General features: G+C 69.2%; 12 protein-coding genes and 1 tRNA gene. 6 read left to right on the forward strand and 7 right to left on the reverse strand.

Annotated elements, in window-relative coordinates:
- The first annotated feature begins 31 nt into the window (after window positions 1-31).
- Window positions 32-766: a class E sortase gene (locus QFZ58_RS18850; RefSeq protein WP_307126066.1), complete on the forward strand. Its 735-nt coding sequence runs from the start codon at window positions 32-34 to the stop codon at window positions 764-766.
- Window positions 767-851: 85 nt separating this feature from the next.
- On the opposite strand, the gene pknB is transcribed toward QFZ58_RS18850, so the two are convergent.
- From pknB to QFZ58_RS18880, 6 genes are all read right to left on the reverse strand, one after another.
- The gene (gene pknB / locus QFZ58_RS18855) at window positions 852-2,855 is read right to left on the reverse strand and encodes a Stk1 family PASTA domain-containing Ser/Thr kinase (protein WP_307126067.1); all 2,004 of its coding nucleotides are present in this window, start codon (window positions 2,853-2,855) and stop codon (window positions 852-854) included.
- Between the two features lie 168 nt (window positions 2,856-3,023).
- A complete protein-coding gene (locus QFZ58_RS18860; protein WP_307126068.1) occupies window positions 3,024-4,481 on the reverse strand; it encodes a penicillin-binding protein 2 in 1,458 nt (485 codons plus the stop codon).
- Window positions 4,478-5,878, reverse strand: a complete 1,401-nt coding sequence (locus QFZ58_RS18865) for an FtsW/RodA/SpoVE family cell cycle protein (protein WP_307126069.1) — start codon at window positions 5,876-5,878, stop codon at window positions 4,478-4,480. Before QFZ58_RS18865 ends, QFZ58_RS18860 begins: the two co-directional genes overlap by 4 nt.
- 22 nt (window positions 5,879-5,900) lie before the next feature.
- Window positions 5,901-7,373, reverse strand: coding sequence for a Stp1/IreP family PP2C-type Ser/Thr phosphatase (locus QFZ58_RS18870; protein WP_307126070.1), 1,473 nt, complete (start codon window positions 7,371-7,373; stop codon window positions 5,901-5,903).
- 129 nt (window positions 7,374-7,502) lie between these two features.
- On the reverse strand, window positions 7,503-8,018 hold the full coding sequence (locus QFZ58_RS18875) for an FHA domain-containing protein (RefSeq protein WP_307126071.1): 516 nt from the start codon (window positions 8,016-8,018) through the stop codon (window positions 7,503-7,505).
- Between the two features lie 10 nt (window positions 8,019-8,028).
- A complete protein-coding gene (locus QFZ58_RS18880; RefSeq protein WP_307126072.1) occupies window positions 8,029-8,889 on the reverse strand; it encodes a DUF3662 and FHA domain-containing protein in 861 nt (286 codons plus the stop codon).
- Between the two features lie 315 nt (window positions 8,890-9,204).
- Here QFZ58_RS18880 and QFZ58_RS18885 point away from each other — a divergent pair.
- A tRNA-Leu gene (locus QFZ58_RS18885) sits at window positions 9,205-9,287 on the forward strand.
- A 360-nt stretch (window positions 9,288-9,647) separates the two neighbouring features.
- Here QFZ58_RS18885 and QFZ58_RS18890 read toward each other — a convergent pair.
- Window positions 9,648-10,103, reverse strand: coding sequence for a MarR family winged helix-turn-helix transcriptional regulator (locus QFZ58_RS18890; protein ID WP_307126073.1), 456 nt, complete (start codon window positions 10,101-10,103; stop codon window positions 9,648-9,650).
- A 79-nt stretch (window positions 10,104-10,182) separates the two neighbouring features.
- Between QFZ58_RS18890 and QFZ58_RS18895 the strand changes: the two genes are divergently transcribed.
- The 4 genes from QFZ58_RS18895 to QFZ58_RS18910 all read left to right on the forward strand — a co-directional run bounded on the left by QFZ58_RS18895 (window position 10,183) and on the right by QFZ58_RS18910 (window position 14,396).
- The gene (locus QFZ58_RS18895; RefSeq protein ID WP_307126074.1) at window positions 10,183-11,259 is read left to right on the forward strand and encodes a hypothetical protein; all 1,077 of its coding nucleotides are present in this window, start codon (window positions 10,183-10,185) and stop codon (window positions 11,257-11,259) included.
- Window positions 11,260-11,501: 242 nt separating this feature from the next.
- Complete coding sequence (locus QFZ58_RS18900) at window positions 11,502-12,968, forward strand: DUF2252 domain-containing protein (RefSeq protein WP_307126075.1); 1,467 nt, start codon at window positions 11,502-11,504, stop codon at window positions 12,966-12,968.
- A 57-nt stretch (window positions 12,969-13,025) separates the two neighbouring features.
- Entirely contained in the window at window positions 13,026-14,006 is a 981-nt protein-coding gene (locus tag QFZ58_RS18905) for a hypothetical protein (RefSeq protein ID WP_307126076.1), read from the forward strand.
- A 45-nt stretch (window positions 14,007-14,051) separates the two neighbouring features.
- A complete protein-coding gene (locus tag QFZ58_RS18910) occupies window positions 14,052-14,396 on the forward strand; it encodes a rhodanese-like domain-containing protein (protein ID WP_307126077.1) in 345 nt (114 codons plus the stop codon).
- Window positions 14,397-14,444 lie beyond the last annotated feature (48 nt).

Consider the following 14,444-nt stretch of genomic DNA (forward strand, 5'->3'; position numbering starts at 1 on the left):
GCTGGGCGACATCACGACAGGGGCGGGTGCGGTGGCAGCGAGGACCGAGCAGGAAGAGCGCGCCGAGGAGTCGACGCCCCCGGTGCGGCGCGGAAACCGTCATCCCGTCGCGACGGCCGTGAGCTTGTTCGGCGAGCTGCTGATCACCGCCGGTCTCGTGCTGGGGCTGTTCGTCGTCTACTCGCTGTGGTGGACCAACGTCCTCGCCGACCGCGAGGCGGGCAAGCAGGGGGACACCGTCCGCGACCACTGGGCTGAAGGCCGGGGCCCGGGGGAGCTCGACACCAAGGACGGCATCGGCTTCCTGCACGTGCCCGCGATGAAGAACGGCGAGGTGCTGGTCAAGAAGGGCACCGACACCGAGACCCTCAACAACGGCATCGCCGGCTACTACACGGACCCCGTGAAGTCGGCCCTTCCCTCGGATGCCGAGGGCAACTTCGCGCTCGCCGCCCACCGGGACGGTCACGGCGCCAGGTTCCACAACATCGACAAGGTGAAGAAGGGCGACGCGGTCGTCTTCGAGACCGAGGACACCTGGTACGTCTACAAGGTCTACGCGGAGCTTCCGGAGACGTCGAAGTACGACGTCGACGCGATCGCGCCGGTGCCCAAGGAGTCGGGCGTCAAGAAGCCCGGCCGCTACATCACCCTGACCACCTGCACACCGGTCTACACGTCGAAGTACCGCTACATCGTGTGGGGTGAGCTGGTCCGCACGGAGAAGGTGGACAGCGACCGTACGAAGCCGGTGGAGCTGCGCTAGCCGCCGGTGGACGCACGTGAGGGGCCCCGGTCACCGTGGTGGTGACCGGGGCCCCTGCGTGCGCGATACGGCCGGGCCGGCCGGTCTAGCCCTGCTGGCCGCCGAAGAGGCCCCCGTTGCCCCCGTTGCCTCCGTTGCCCCCGTTGTCCCCGCCCGCGTTGCCGGGCAGGGCCTGCACGTTGACCACGCTGTTCTTGTCGACCATCTGGCCTGCCTGCGGCTGGAATCCGACCACCTTGGCATTGTCGTCGGTCGCGCCCTGGACGTTGATCTGCAACCCGGCCTGGGCCAGAGCGGCCTTCGCCTGGCCGAGCGTCATGTTGGCCAGGTCGGGGACGCCCACCTGCTGCGGCTCCGGCGGGCCCTTGGAGACCTTCAGGACGATCTGGACGTCCTTGGCCTGCTTGCTCGGGCCTTCCGGGGTCTGGCCGACGACCATGCCCTTCGGCTGGTCCGAGTCGACCTCCGTCTGGCTGATGTTGGTGAACCCGATGCCCCGGAGCTGGGCTTCCGCTTCCGCGTACGTGCGGTTCAGCACCGGCAGGTCGAGCAGGGCCTGCTTGGCCACCGTGAGCGTGATCTCGCTGTCCTTGGCGACCTTGGAGCCACCATCCGGCTTCTGCTCGGTGACCGTGCCCGGGGTCGCGTCGGACTCGGCCGAGATGACCTTGACCGTGAAGCCCTTGTCCTCCAGCTCCTGGCGGGCCGTCTCCTCGGACTTCTCCAGGACGTTCGGGACCTCGACCTTCGGCGCGCCGGTGGAGACGACGACGGTGACGGTCTCGCCCGTCTCCATCTGGCCGGCCGCCGGGGACTGGCTGCAGATCTTGCCCTCGTCCTGGTTCTCGCAGGGCTCCTTCGCGCCCACCTTCAGGGTGACCTCGGCGTTGTCCGCGAGTCTCTGGGCGTCGGCGACCGTGGAGCCGACCATCTTCGGTACGTCGATGGTGCCGCTGCTGCCCTCGTTCTCGCCGAAGACCGAACGGCCGATGAGGATCGCACCGATCAGCACCAGGACGCCCGCGACGACCAGCAGGATCGTCGAGGTGTTGCTCTTCTTCTGCTGGCGCCGGCGACCCGGGCGGTCGTCGTGTCCGTAACCGCCGTCGTCCGGACCGACCGGCGGCAGCATGGAGGTCGGGGCACCGCCCGCGTCCGCCTGGCGCAGGGCCGTGGTGGGCTGGTCGCTGTTGTAGGCGTCGTAACCCCCGTAGCCCGCCGCGCCCATCGCCGCGGTGGCCGCGACCGGCTGCCCGTCGAGGCACGCCTCGATGTCGGCGCGCATCTCGTCGGCCGACTGATAGCGGTAGTCGGGGTCCTTGGTCAGCGCCTTCAACACGATCGCGTCCATCTCGGGCGTGATCTCGGGGTCGAAGTTGCTCGGAGGCTGCGGCTCCTCGCGCACGTGCTGGTAGGCGACCGCCACGGGCGAGTCCCCGACGAACGGGGGCCGCACGGCGAGCAGCTCGTAGAGCAGGCAGCCGGTCGAGTAGAGGTCGGAGCGCGCGTCGACCTGCTCACCCTTGGCCTGCTCCGGGGAGAGGTACTGGGCGGTCCCGATGACGGCGGCGGTCTGGGTCATCGTCATGCCGGAGTCACCCATGGCACGGGCGATACCGAAGTCCATGACCTTGACCTGACCGGTGCGCGTCAGCATGACGTTCGCCGGCTTGATGTCGCGGTGGACGATCTGCGCGCGGTGGGAGTACTCCAGTGCCTGGAGGATCCCGACGGTCATCTCGAGCGTGCGCTCGGGCAGCAGCTTGCGCCCCGAGTGCAGAAGCTCCCTCAGCGTCGAGCCGTCGACGTACTCCATCACGATGTAGGGGATGGAGACACCGTCGACGTAGTCCTCGCCGGTGTCGTAGACGGCGACGATCGCGGGGTGGTTGAGCGAGGCGGCCGACTGGGCCTCACGGCGGAACCGGGCCTGGAAGGACGGATCGCGGGCGAGGTCGGCCCGCAGCGTCTTCACGGCGACGGTGCGGCCGAGCCGGGTGTCGTGAGCGATGTAGACCTCGGCCATGCCACCACGACCGAGCACCGAGCCCAGCTCGTACCGGCCGCCGAGGCGACGCGGCTCTTCCATAACTGATCCAGCCCTCTCCGTCAGTCCCGACCGCACCCGTGTGTGGTCCGGCGGTGCGCTGTTCGCGCTAACGCTACCGGGCGCTCACGGCGTGATCGGCCCGCACCCGTCAGCTGATATCCGACCGGTATACCAATGTGCTGGTGTGGACAGAAGTTGTGACGAGTGTCACTTCTTTCCGTCGAGTACCGCCTTCATCACGCTCTTGGCGATGGGGGCGGCCAGACCGCCACCGGAGATGTCGTCACGGTTGGCGTTACCGTCCTCGACGACCACGGCGACGGCGACGGGGGAGCCGCTGTCGGTCTTGGCGTACGAGATGAACCAGGCGTACGGCTTCTCGCTGTTGTTGAGGCCGTGCTGCGCGGTTCCGGTCTTGCCGCCGACCGTCACCCCGTCGATCTGTGCGTTCTTCCCCGTGCCGTCCTTGACCACGGTCTCCATCATCTGCTGCAGCTTCTGGGCGTTCTCCCCCGAGAGCGGCTCGCTGAGCTGCTCCTTCTCGTGGGTGTAGATGACGTCCAGGTTGGGGGCCTGCCGCTGGGCGACCATGTACGGCTGCATGAGCTTGCCGTCGTTGGCGATCGCGGAGGCCACCATGGCCATCTGCAGTGGTGTCGCGCGGTTGGACGCCTGGCCGATGCCCGCCATCGCGTTCTGCGGGCGGTTGTCCTTCGGGTAAATGCTGGCGTCCGCGCGGACCGGGGTGAAGACCTCTTTGTTGAAGCCGAACTTGTCGGCCTGCTCGATCATCTTGTCGTTGCCGAGGTCGTCGCTCATCTTGCCGAAGACCGTGTTGCAGGACCAGCGCAGGGCCTCCCGGAGCGAAGCGTTCTCGCAGGGGATGTCGCCCTCGTTCTGCAGCAGGTTCGTCGACTGGGGGAGCTGCCAGGGCAGGGGCGATTCGGTATCGGCGTCGATGTCGGTGTAGAGGCCGTTCTCCAGCGCCGCGGCGGCGGTGACGACCTTGAACGTCGAGCCGGGCGGGTAGGTCTCCCGCAGTGCCCGGTTCAGCATCGGCTTGTCCTCGTCCTTCAGGAGCTTCTGCCGGGCGTCGGAGTCCTTGAAGGAGTTGCCCGCGAAGACCGAGGGGTCGTACGAGGGGGTGCTGGCCAGGGCCAGGATGGCGCCGGTCTGCGGGTCGAGCGCCGCGACGGCGCCCTTCTTGTCGCCGAGCCCTTCGAAGGCGGCCTTCTGGGCGGCGCCGTCCAGGGTCGTGACGATGTTGCCGCCGGTCTTCTTCTCGCCGGTGAACATCGACAGGGTGCGGTCGAAGAACAGCTGGTCGCTGTTGCCGGTGAGGATGCCGTCCTCGAGGTTCTCCAGCTGCGAGGAGTCGAAGGCCTGCGAGGAGTAGCCGGTGACGGGCGCCCACATGGGGCCGTCCTTCCAGACCCGCTTGTACTTGAAGTCGCCGTCCGTCGTCTCGACGGAGCCGGTGATCGGTTCACCGTCGACGATGATGTTGCCGCGCTCGTGTGCGTAGCGCTCGATCTCGACGCGGCGGTTGTGCTCGTTGGCGTTGAGCTCGTCGGCCCGGACGTACTGCAGGTAGTTGGTCCGGACGAGCAGGGCCAGGATGAGGAGGCCGCAGAACATGGCGATGCGGCGGAGCGGCTTGTTCACGGTCGGACCACCTGGGTCATCTCGGCGTCCGGGGACGGAGCGGGGGCCGGGGCGGGACGGCGGGCGGTATCGCTGATCCTGATCAGGATGCCGACGAGGGCCCAGTTCGCGATGACGGACGAGCCACCCTGGGCGAGGAACGGCATGGTCATACCGGTCAGCGGGATGAGCCCCATGACGCCGCCGGCGACGACGAAGACCTGGATGGCGAACGAGCCGGAGAGGCCGATCGCCAGGAGCTTGCCGAAGGGGTCGCGCGCGGCGAGCGCCGTGCGGACGCCGCGCTCGACGATCAGGCCGTAGACGAGCAGGACACCCATCATTCCGGCGAGTCCGAGCTCCTCACCGACGGTGGCGAGGATGAAGTCGGAGTTGGCGGCGAAGCCGATCAGGTCGGAGTTGCCCTGGCCGAGCCCGGTGCCGAGGGTGCCACCGGAACCGAAGGCCATCAGGGACTTGGCCATCTGCTCGCTGGCGGGAATCTTGCCCCAGCCGGCGAACGGGTCGAGCCACGCGGTGACGCGGTCCTGGACATGCGGCTCGAACGAGGCGACACCGACCGCGCCGGCCCCGGACATCAGCAGGCCGAAGACGATCCAGCTGGTGCGCTCGGTCGCGACGTACAGCATGACGACGAACATGCCGAAGAAGAGCAGCGAGGACCCGAGGTCGGTCTCGAAGACGAGGATCAGGATCGAGAACGCCCAGACCATCAGGATGGGTCCGAGGTCGCGGCCACGGGGGAGGTAGATGCCCATGAAGCGTCGGCTTGCCAGGGCCAGCGCGTCGCGCTTGACCATGAGGTAGCCGGCGAAGAAGACGGCGATGACGATCTTGGCGAACTCTCCGGGCTGGATCGTGCCGACGCCCGGAATGTTGATCCAGATCTTGGCGCCGTTCACGGCGGGGAAGAACATCGGCAGGATCAGCAGGATCAGCGCCACCATCATGGAGATGTAGGTGTAGCGCTGCAGGATGCGGTGGTCCTTGAGCGCGATGAGGACGCCCACCATCAGAGCCACACCGACCGCGGAGAAGATCAGCTGCTTGGAGGCGGCAGGAGCGAACGTCTCGAGGGCCTGGAAGCGCTCCGACTGGTCCAGACGCCAGATGAAAGCGAGACCCAGCCCGTTCAGCAGCGTTGCCAGCGGCAGCAGCAGCGGGTCCGCGTACGGGGCGAACCGCCGTACGGCGAGGTGGGCCACGCCTCCGAGCAGGGCGAGACCCAGTCCGTAGCCGAGCATGCCGGCGGGCAGTTCGCCATTGAGGGCGAGGCCCACGTTGGCGTACGCGAACACCGAGATCAGGACGGCGAACGCGACCAGCGCCAGCTCGGTGTTGCGTCGGCTCGGCGCGTCGATCGCGCCGATGGTGGTGGTGTTGGTGACAACGCTCATGGTGCTGAAGGCCCCCTACGGCTTACTGCTTGCCGCACTGCGGGACCAGCTTCTTCTCTTCCTCCGAGAGGCTGGGGCCGGGAGTGGGGGTCGCGGTCTTCTTGTCGCCCTTGGCGGGGGGCGTGGCGGATGTGCTGTCGGCGTTCTCGTTCTGGTTCTTGGCGGCTTCCGCCTGGGCCGCGCGGCGCTGTGCGGCCTTCTTGCACGCGGACGCCTGTGCGTCGAGCTCGCTGACCTTCTGGCGGGCATCCATGAGGTTGCCCTCGGCAATGGTCGCCTCCACCTGCTTGCGCTGGTAGGGCGGGAGGTACTTCAGTTCGATCTCGGTGTTCTCTTCGACGTCGGAGAGCGAGACCCAGGCGAGGTCCTGGCTGATCCCGCGGAACAGCGCGACGTTCTCGTCCTTGGCGCCGACGTAGAACTGGGTCTGGGTCCAGCGGTAGCCCCCGTACACGCCACCGCCGATGACGGCCAGGGCCAGCACGATGTAGACCGACCGCTTCAGCCACTTGCGGCCGCCGCGGGGCTTGACGAAGTCGTCGTCGGTGTAGCTCAGAGCACCGTCCGGACCGGAGCCGTAACCCATGTCGTCGCCGCTGCCGGGGGGGCCGAAGCCTCCGGCGGGCGGGGGGACGGGGCGGCCGAGGCCGGCCGCGCGACCGGCGGGTGTCTCCATGGCACGGCCGTCGTTCGCCTGGGCGGCCTGGTTCTCGGCGACCGCGCCGACGATGACCGGGGTGTCGTTGAGCTGTCCGGCCAGGGTGTCGTTGCTGTCGACGTCCAGCACGTCGGCCACGATGCACGTGATGTTGTCGGGGCCACCGCCGCGCAGGGCGAGCTGGATGAGCTCCTGGATGGTCTCCTGGGGGCCCTGGTAGCTGGCGAGCGTCTCCTCCATCGTCTGGTGCGAGACGACGCCGGAGAGACCGTCCGAGCAGATCAGGTAGCGGTCACCGGCGCGGACCTCGCGGACGGAGAGATCGGGCTCCACGTGGTCGCCGCTGCCGAGCGCCCGCATCAGCAGTGAGCGCTGCGGGTGGGTGGTGGCCTCTTCCTCGGTGATCCGGCCCTCGTCGACCAGGCGCTGCACCCAGGTGTGGTCCTGGGTGATCTGCGTCAGTACGCCGTCCCGCAGGAGGTAGGCGCGCGAGTCGCCGACGTGGACGAGGCCGAGGCGCTGACCGGTCCAGAGCAGGGCGGTGAGCGTGGTGCCCATGCCCTCGAGCTGGGGGTCCTCCTCGACCATGACGCGCAGCTGGTCGTTGGCCCGCTGGACCGCCGTGCCGAGCGAGGTGAGGATGTCGGAGCCCGGCACGTCGTCGTCGAGCTGGACGAGCGTGGAGATCACCTCGGAGCTGGCGACCTCACCGGCCGCCTGGCCACCCATGCCGTCGGCGATCGCGAGGAGGCGGGGGCCGGCGTAGCCGGAATCCTCGTTCCCCTCCCGGATCATGCCTTTGTGCGATCCGGCGGCGAAGCGCAGGGACAAGCTCATGCGCACCTCGCCCGTCGGCTCGGGGTACAGCCGGTCTCGAGCCACACTGCCCACCCTCCGGTCGGGAGCCGCACCGGGTCCTTCGTCAGGACCGCTGCGGCTCGCTCGCTCCGCTCGCTCATTGTCGTACTACTTCCGCAGCTCGATGACGGTCTTGCCGATGCGGATCGGCGCGCCCAGCGGAACAGGTGTCGGGGTGGTGAGCCGGGTCCGGTCGAGATAGGTGCCGTTGGTGGACCCGAGATCCTCGACGATCCACTGGCCGTCACGGTCCGGGTAGATCCTGGCATGCCTGCTGGACGCGTAGTCGTCGTCCAGCACGATCGTTGAGTCGTGCGCACGCCCCAGCGTGATGGTCTGGCCCTGGAGCGCGACCGTGGTGCCGGTGAGCGTCCCCTCGGAGACGACCAGCTTCGTGGGTGCCCCTCGGCGCTGACGCCCTGGCTGCTGGCGCTGCTGAGGGGGTGCTGCTTGCTGTTGGCGAGCCTGCTGCGGGCGCGCGTCGGCGGCAGTGCGGCGTGAGCCGCGCTGCGTGACGCGCGTTCCGAACAGGTCGCTGCGAATGACCTGGACGGCCACGATTACGAATAGCCACAGAACAGCCAGGAAACCTAGCCGCATGACCGTCAGGGTCAGCTCTGACATTGCCCCCGCTTCACCCTTCGGCTTGCCGGTAAACGATGGTGGTGCTGCCCACGACGATCCGCGAGCCGTCGCGGAGCGTAGCGCGGGTGGTGTGCTGCCCGTCCACCACGATGCCGTTGGTGGACCCGAGATCCTGGATCGTCGAGGGCGTTCCGGTCCGGATCTCACAGTGCCGGCGCGATACGCCGGGGTCGTCGATCCGCACGTCGGCGTCGGTGCTTCGTCCCATCACCAACGTCGGGCGGGAGATCTGATGGCGGGTGCCGTTGATCTCGATCCAGCGCCGTACCTGGGCGTCCGGCAGGGGGCCGGACGCGGCCGGCGGGCGCCAGTCGCTGGAAGGGCCTCCGGAGCGCCCGGCACCCGGCGGCGGGGCCGGGGGCATGGGCGGAGGGGAGGAGGGCGGGTAGCCGTAACCACCCGGCCCTTGGGGAGCGGCGGGGCGGTTCGGCTGGGCGAAGGGCGCGGGGCCGCTCTGCTGGCCCTGCTGTGACGTACTCGACGCCAGGGTCCGGCTGCGCACGCGGTAGAGCCCCGTGTCGAGGTCGTCCGCCTTCTCCAGATGAACCTTGATCGGTCCCATGAAGGTGTACCGCTGCTGCTTGGCGTAGTCCCGGACGAGGCCGGAGAGCTCGTCGCCGAGCTGCCCCGAGTAGGGGCTGAGCCGCTCGTAGTCGGGCGTGCTGAGCTCGACGATGAAGTCGTTGGGTACGACGGTCCGCTCGCGGTTCCAGATTGTTGCGTTGTTGTCGCACTCGCGCTGGAGGGCGCCTGCGATCTCGACCGGCTGCACCTCGGACTTGAAGACCTTGGCGAAGGTGCCATTGACCAGACCTTCGAGACGCTGCTCGAAACGCTTCATGACTCCCATGGGGCACCTCCTCCGGTGTCGTCTTGCCTGTACTGCTTACTGATCGTATCCACGCGTCGGGAAATCGGCTGGTTCCCCTTGTCTGCACAGTGGATGAGTGTCACCCCTCACACGGATCGTAGAGGTGCCCTCCCGACAGTGTCCCGCACTCCGCGTGCACTCAGGAGGAGTGGGGGCGGCGTCTTCGGGTTCCCCGTGCCCCTCGCGGGTTGCGCGAAACAACGGATGTGAATCCACCCTGTCCAGCGTGCTAATCTTCCGGATGTCGCCAGGCGCTCGCACCACACGGTGAGAGAGTCTGAAAACACCACTCTTGCGCGAGTGGCGGAACGGCAGACGCGCTGGCTTCAGGTGCCAGTGTCCTTAGGGACGTGGGGGTTCAAATCCCCCCTCGCGCACAACGGGTAGTTGCTTGCAGCTGCCAGGTTGGTTCGACAGAACCCCCGCTTCGGAGAGATCCGGAGCGGGGGTTCTTCGTTTGCCCTCGGTCGTGTCCCCGGAACGGGGAACGCACAGGGCTCGCGCGGCACATGGTGTCTCCTTCCGGCCGGGGGCCTCTGCCGCGGGTCTTCCTCAGGCGGGGGTCGCAGCGTTGCGTACGCGTCGGGCACGGGCGCGTCGGGCGTGGGCGGGTGTGCGGGAGCACCTGCGTGAAGTGATCGGCCGATGCGGGAAGGCGGCGCCACCGCGTGGCGCGGGACGGTGCCCCCTGTGACGAAGTCCGCACACGGCGCGGAGGCGACCGTCCGGTGCGCGTTTCACGTGGAACGCCCGGTGTCCTCGCCGGCCTCGTTGTAACGCAGCAGGTACTCCGCGAACCGGCCGAGGTCCTCGGTCGTCCACTCGCCGAGTCGCTCGCGGTAGGCGGCGTGGCGGCTGGCCTGCGTCGAGGCGAGGGTCCGGACGCCGGCTGCGGTGGGGTGCAGCACCTGGATGCGCTGGTCGTCCGGAGCCGGATGACGCTCCACCAGGCCGAGCTTCTCCAAGGCCGCGATCTGTCGGCTCACCGTCGACTTGTCCAGCATGTAGTGCGCCGCAAGGTCGGTCGCGCGGCAGCCCTGACGGTGATCGATGTGGGCGAGCAGCGTGTACGACACCAGGGGCAGATCCGGATGGAGCCGTGCCGCCGCGGCGCGCGCACGCCGTGCGAAGGCCGTGAGCTCGCGCTGGATGACCTCCAGTGACTCTTCGCGTTCCCGGGGGCTGCCTGTCACGGCTTCACCTTTCTCGAAATCTGGTTGTAGACTACAACGAAATGATGAGTTGTAAAAGACAACTGTAGGAGGACGTCGTATGTCAACGGGTCCGGGCGACACCTCAGGCTCCACCGCCGGTGCCCTGCGTCATGTGCTCAGTCATCTCGTCACGCCGCTGCTGATGTGCATCGGCATGGGGCTGGCCTACCTGGGTGCCTTCCACGCCCCCCAGCCGCACGACCTGAGGGTTGATGTCGTCGGCTCCGGAGCGAGTGCCCACGCGCTCGCACAGACCTTGCAGGACAAGGGCGACGGTGCGCTGAGCGTGCGCACGGTAGCCGACCGCGACACCGCGGTGAACCACTTGATGAGGGAACAGAGTTACGGCGCCTACCTGCCGGGGGAGAGCCCCGAACTGCTGGTGGCCACCGCTTCGTCGGACACCAGCGCCACGGTGGTCCAGAAGGTCTTCACCGAGGTCGCCGCCGGACAGGGCTCGCCGCTTCAGGTGACGAATGTGGCACCGACGGCGGACGGCGATCCGACCGGCCAGGGCATCTTCTTCCTGCTCGTGGCGGTCAGTATCGGGTCGTACGCGTCGGTCGCGGTGATCGGCGGTGCGGGGGCGGTGCTGGCGTTGAGGATCAGGGCCGCACTCGCGGTCGGCGCGTCGCTCGTGGTGAGCGTCATCGGGGCGGTGTTCGCCGGGCCACTGTTCGGCCTTGTGGATCACGGCCTCGCCGGGCTGTGGGCCATGGCCTGGCTCTATTCGGCGGGCATCCTCCTGATCGGGGTCGGGCTCCACACGTTTCTCAAGCGGTGGACCACGCTCGGCGTGATGGTGCTCTTCGTCATGCTCAACTTCACGAGTTCCGGCGGCATCTTCCGCCCCGAGCTGCAGCCCGGCTTCTTCGGTTCCCTCCATGCCTTCTGGAACGGTGCCGGTCTCGTCGAAGGGGTACGCAGCCATGTGTACTTCGGCGGTCACGGACTGGGTGGCCACGTGCTCGTGCTGGCTCTGTGGTTCCTGGCGGGCCTGGCAGTCATGGCAGTGGCCGGCCTGGCCGAGTCGAGGAGGCGTCGCGCGGTCGCGGAGCGGTCGCACGCGGCGGCACTCCCCTCTGCGGGGGCGGCAGCCGACGAGGAGGAGATGGAAGAGGCGGTCGGCGTCTGAGACGGAGAGACGGAGAGATGGAAGAGGCGGTCGGCGTCTGAGACCGCGCCGGAGGCGGGGCGGTGCCCGCCCCGGTGGGCGTCGTGCCTGCCGGCCGGCCTGTTCCTTCGGGTGCCGAACCCCCGGCCCCGGGCCCGTCGGGAGTCGTCCACAGGGGAAGACGGCTGTCGCGGCACAGATGTACGTTCGTCCGCAGTGGATGTCGGGCGGGACAGCGGCGAGGGCGAGAAAGGCGGCGCTCCATGAGCGAGGTCGAGGAGACGGTGCCGGTGCCTGTGCGGCGGGCGGGATCCGGAGAAGCGCGCATACCGGTCGTGCCCGGGTTCGCTCAGCGTGCGGCCAGAGGATCGCGGCCGGGGGAAGACCATGAGCAATCGCCGAAGGCAGTGGGCAAGGCACTGAGGCGTCAGGTGCCGCGGTCCTCGCACAGCTCCCTGGTCCTGCCCGGTGGCCGGCCCGACGCGGTGCAGGCCGTGGAGGAGTCGAGCCGTGGCAGGGTGCCCGGCCTCACCCCTGTCCGGGTGGGGCGGATGGCCGCGACCCCGTTCGCCTTTCTGCGCGGTTCCGCCGGGTTGATGGCCCACGATCTGGTGGGCACTCCGGTCACGGGCGTGGGCGCTCAGCTGTGCGGCGACGCGCACGCGGCCAACTTCGGCCTGTACGGCGATGCACGCGGCAATCTGGTCATCGATCTCAACGACTTCGACGAGACAGTGTTCGGCCCGTGGGAATGGGATCTCAAGCGGCTCGCCACATCTCTCGTCCTCGCGGGTCGCGAGGCGGGCGCGGACGAGGACACCTGCCGGCAGGGTGCGTACGACACGGTGGGGGCCTACCGGCGCACGATGCGTCTGCTGGCCCGGCTGTCCGCGCTCGACGCGTGGAACGCCATCGCGGACGAGGAGCTCGTCTCCCACACGGACGCGCGGGACCTGGTGGGCACGTTGGAACGGGTCTCGGCCAAGGCCCGCAACAACACGAGCGCCCGCTTCGCCGCCCGGTCGACGGAGGAGTGCGAGGACGGCGGTCGCCGCTTCGTCGACGCACCGCCCGTGCTGCGGCGGGTGCCGGACGCGGAGGCCGCGGCGGTCGCGGCCGGCCTCGGGGGATACCTCTCGACGCTCTCGGAGGACCGCACTCCGCTGCTCGCCCGCTACGCGATCCACGACGTGGCCTTCCGCGTGGTCGGAACGGGCAGTGTGGGCACCCGGTCCTACGTCGTGCTGCTGCTCGATCACCATGGTGAGCCGCTGGTCCTCCAGGTGAAGGAAGCCCGGCCCTCCGCCCTCAACCCCTACCTTCCCCAGGCAGGCTTCGAGGTGCCGGAGGTGGCGCACGAAGGGCGCCGGGTGGTGCTCGGGCAGAAGCGGATGCAGGTGGTCAGCGACATACTGCTCGGCTGGGCCGAGGTCGAGGGCCGGCCCTACCAGGTGCGCCAGTTCAGGAACCGTAAGGGGAGCGTGGATCCGGCCGCGCTCGCGGCGGACCAGGTGGACGACTACGGGCGGATGACCGGCGCGCTGCTGGCCCGGGCCCATGCCCACAGTGCCGACCCCCGGCTGCTCGCGGGCTACTGCGGGAAGAACACCGAGCTGGACGACGCCGTGGCCGATTTCGCGGTGACGTACGCGGACCGGACGGAGGCGGACCATGCCGAGCTCGTGCGCGCGGTCCGCGACGGCCGCATAGCCGCCGAGCTCGGCGTGTAGCGGGCCCGCTGCCACCGTGCGTCCCCACGGTGCGGGCCATGGCCATACGCTGGACGGGTGAGCCAAGAAGCCGCCGGGGTGCCGACCTCCCGGAACGACGAAGACCCGCAGGGCCAGGACCGGCCGAGCGAGCCGCAGGACGCGCCCGGCGTGGCCCCCGCCGACCTGCTGGGCGGCCCGGACGACGAGCCGGAGGCCGTGCACCACCCTGGGGACACGACCGGCGCAGGGCCCGAAGCAGCGCCCGAGGACCGGCCGGAAGCGCCCCGGCCCGAGGAGCGGCTCGCGAAGGCCGTCAGGGTGGCGGAGCAGGCGCTGATCGAGTTCGAGATCGCGGTGGAGACCTTTCGCGTCGAGGTCGAGAACTTCTCCCGGCTGCACCACCAGAAGCTCGGCCCGATGTACGCGCGTCTGGACGAGCTCGACGCGCAGATCGCGGAGGCGCGGGCCGCGAGGACGGGCGATCCGGAGGATCTGCGCAAGGCCCAGGAGGCCCGGGCGATCGTCATGCCGATGCCGGGGGTCGAGGAACTCTTCCACGACTGGATGGACTCCGACGGGTTGTCGCCGGAGGCGGCGGCCATGCTCACCGAGCAGCCCGTCCGGCCGCCGAAGCGCGTCAGGCCGAGCGAGGAGGCGCGCAAGCTGTACAGGGAGCTGGTCCGCACGTCCCACCCGGACCTGGCACCGGACGAGACGGAGCGGGCCAGGCGCGATGAGTTCATCGCGCGCGTCAACGCGGCATACGGACGTGGCGACGTCGCGCTGTTGCAGGAACTGGCCGCGGAGTGGGCGGCCGGGCCGGTCGCGCCGGAGTTCCAGCTGAGCGAGAGCGAGGAGCTCTACGCCCGGCTGGAGTGGCTGAGTCGCCGTAAGGAACTGCTGTCGGCCCTGGCACAGGAGCTGGAGGAGAGCGCGATCGGCTCCATGCTGCGGATGGCGCCGGACGACCCCGACAGGCTGCTGGACGACATCGCGGAGAAGCTTCTGGCCGACGTCGCCCAGCGCGAGGCCGAGCTGACGGAGCTGGTGCAGTAGCGTTTCCCGTGACCTGGCGCGTACGTACGAGAGAAGGCATGACCCATGAATTTCGCTCCGCTGCCCTCGGTGGATGTCGCGGCGGTGCCGTCGGACGGCTTCGTGCTGGACGTGCGGGAGAACGACGAATGGGCGGCCGGGCACGTCGACGGGGCGCTGCACATCCCCATGAGCGACTTCGTGAGCCGCATCGGTGAGCTGACCGAAGCGGCCGACGACGGGCGGCGCGTCCACGTGATGTGCCGTGTCGGTGGCCGCTCCGCCCAGGTCACCCAGTACCTGGTGCAGCAGGGCATCGACGCGGTGAACATCGACGGCGGGATGCTGGCCTGGGACGGCGCAGGGCGTCCGATGGTCACGGACAGCGGGAAGCCCGCCTTCGTCCTGTGACGTCCGGCCCCCGTCCTCGGGACGGGGGCGAGAGCGGGGCCGGGCCCG

The organism is Streptomyces sp. B1I3 (assembly GCF_030816615.1).
Taxonomy (GTDB): Bacteria; Actinomycetota; Actinomycetes; order Streptomycetales; family Streptomycetaceae; genus Streptomyces.

Excerpts from the sequence above, each read along its gene's own strand:
- pknB (WP_307126067.1), bottom strand. The coding sequence starts at position 2,855 with ATGGAAGAGCCGCGTCGCCTCGGCGGCCGGTACGAGCTGGGCTCGGTG.
- QFZ58_RS18865 (WP_307126069.1), bottom strand. The coding sequence starts at position 5,878 with ATGAGCGTTGTCACCAACACCACCACCATCGGCGCGATCGACGCGCCG.
- QFZ58_RS18870 (WP_307126070.1), bottom strand. The coding sequence starts at position 7,373 with ATGAGCTTGTCCCTGCGCTTCGCCGCCGGATCGCACAAAGGCATGATC.
- QFZ58_RS18875 (WP_307126071.1), bottom strand. The coding sequence starts at position 8,018 with ATGTCAGAGCTGACCCTGACGGTCATGCGGCTAGGTTTCCTGGCTGTT.
- QFZ58_RS18880 (WP_307126072.1), bottom strand. The coding sequence starts at position 8,889 with ATGGGAGTCATGAAGCGTTTCGAGCAGCGTCTCGAAGGTCTGGTCAAT.
- QFZ58_RS18895 (WP_307126074.1), top strand. The coding sequence starts at position 10,183 with ATGTCAACGGGTCCGGGCGACACCTCAGGCTCCACCGCCGGTGCCCTG.
- QFZ58_RS18900 (WP_307126075.1), top strand. The coding sequence starts at position 11,502 with ATGAGCGAGGTCGAGGAGACGGTGCCGGTGCCTGTGCGGCGGGCGGGA.
- QFZ58_RS18910 (WP_307126077.1), top strand. The coding sequence starts at position 14,052 with ATGAATTTCGCTCCGCTGCCCTCGGTGGATGTCGCGGCGGTGCCGTCG.